Raw genomic sequence first — 2,059 nt, 5'->3', positions numbered from 1 at the left:
TTCCGGACCTGTTCATGAAGCGCGTCGAACAGGGGGAGAAATGGACGCTGTTCAGCCCCGACGAGGTCCCCGACCTCCACGACCTGTCCGGTGCCACCTTCGAGGAAAAATATCTGGAGTACGAAGCGATGGCGGACGAGGGCGAGTTCCGACAGTACGAACGCGTCGATGCCGAGGAACTGTGGCGCAAAACCCTCACGCGCCTGTTCGAGACGGGCCATCCGTGGCTGACGTTCAAAGACCCGTGTAACGTCCGCTCGCCGCAGGACCACGTCGGGACGGTTCACTCCTCGAACCTCTGCACCGAAATCACGCTGAACACGAGCGAGGACGAACACGCTGTCTGCAACCTCGGCAGCGTGAACTTCGTTACGCACGTTTCGGACGGTGAACTGAACCGCGACCACCTCGCGGACACCATCGAGACCGCGATGCGGATGTTGGACAACGTCGTTGACCTCTGTTTCTACCCCACTGACGAAGCCGAGGAGTCGAACATGCGACACCGGCCGGTCGGACTCGGAACGATGGGATTCCACGACGCGCTGATGGAACTCGGAATCCCGATGGACTCCGAGGACGGCATCGAGGCCGCGAACCGCTGGCAGGAGTTCGTCTCCTACCACGCTATCCTGAACTCCTCGAAACTCGCCGCCGAGCGGGAACCCTATCCGTCCTACGACGGTTCGAAGTGGGACCGCGGCCTGCTCCCGCAGGACACCGTCGATTCGCTCGAAGCGGAACGGGGGAGGGAGATTCCGACCGATCGAGAGGAGACCCTCGACTGGTACGTCGTCCGCGAACACGTCGAGGAGTACGGAATGAGAAACTCGAACACGATGGCCATCGCGCCGACGGCCACGGTTTCGACCATCAACGGAACCACGCCGTCCATCGAACCGCAGTACTCGAACCTCTACGTGAAATCGAACATGTCCGGCGAGTTCACCGTCATCAACGACCACCTCGTTGACGACCTGCAAGAAATCGGCGAGTGGGACGAGGAAATGGTGGACCGAATCAAGTATCACGACGGTTCGATTCAGGAGATCGACGCCGTTCCGGACGATCTGAAGGAACTGTATCGCGGCGCGTTCGAAATCGACCCACGTCACCAACTCGAACTGACCGCCCACCGGCAGACGTGGATCGACCAATCGGTCTCGCACAACGTCTTCTTCCCGTCCACGGACGGTACGCTCCTCGACGACGTGTACAAGACCGCATGGCGGTTGGGCCTGAAGACGACCTACTACCTGCGGACGCTCGGCGCGTCGGGCATCGAGAAATCGACGCTCGACATGGCCGAGTACGGCAAGAGCCAGCACCGGAACGAGTTCGGAGCTGACGAGGCCGAGACCGACGGCGGGCAACCGGCGGACGAAACGGACGAAAAGGAACTCTGTACCGTCGAAGATCCGACGTGCGACGCCTGTCAGTAATCGACCACACGAACACCATTTCAACCTCATCCATGCCACTCATCAACAACGACGCCGAACACGACCCGAACAGGATACTCCCGCTGGACTACGACTGGGCCCGCGACTACTACCAAGCGGGCGTCAACAACAACTGGGTTCCCGAGGAGATTCCCATGCAGGACGACATCTCCCAATGGAACGGGAACGCCCTCTCGGATGCCGAACGCCAACTCGTGGAGTGGAACCTCGGCTTCTTCTCGACGGCCGAGTCGCTAACCGCGAACAACATCGTCCTCGCGCTGTACGAGTACGTGACCGCGCCCGAGTGCCGTCAGTATCTCCTGCGGCAAGCGTACGAGGAGGCGATTCACACGGACACGTTCATCTACTGCTGTGACTCGCTCGGCTTCGACCCGGACTACCTGTACGGAATGTACGAGCGGGTTCCCTCCATCGAGGAGAAAGACGAGTTCGTGGTGAACCTGACTCGCGCCATCGACCGCCCCGATTTCACCATCGAGACCGAGGACGACATCCGTGAATTCCTCCGGGACCTCGTCGGCTTCTACGTCATCATGGAGGGCGTCTTCTTCTACGCCGGGTTCGCCATGATGCTCGGCCTGAAACGCCAGAAC

Annotated in this window: 2 protein-coding genes; both read left to right on the top strand. The window is 60.6% G+C overall.

The window, feature by feature from the left end:
* Window positions 1-1,442, top strand: a 1,442-nt coding sequence (locus WBV42_RS01530) for a ribonucleoside-diphosphate reductase subunit alpha (protein ID WP_423984472.1), incomplete at its 5' end; no start/stop codon positions are given.
* Window positions 1,443-1,474: 32 nt separating this feature from the next.
* The coding region (locus WBV42_RS01525; protein ID WP_423984471.1) for a ribonucleotide-diphosphate reductase subunit beta at window positions 1,475-2,059 on the top strand (585 nt) is incomplete at its 3' end.

This window comes from Haladaptatus sp., assembly GCF_049589095.1.
GTDB lineage: Archaea > Halobacteriota > Halobacteria > Halobacteriales > Haladaptataceae > Haladaptatus.
This window is presented reverse-complemented; position numbering and strand designations above follow the sequence as displayed.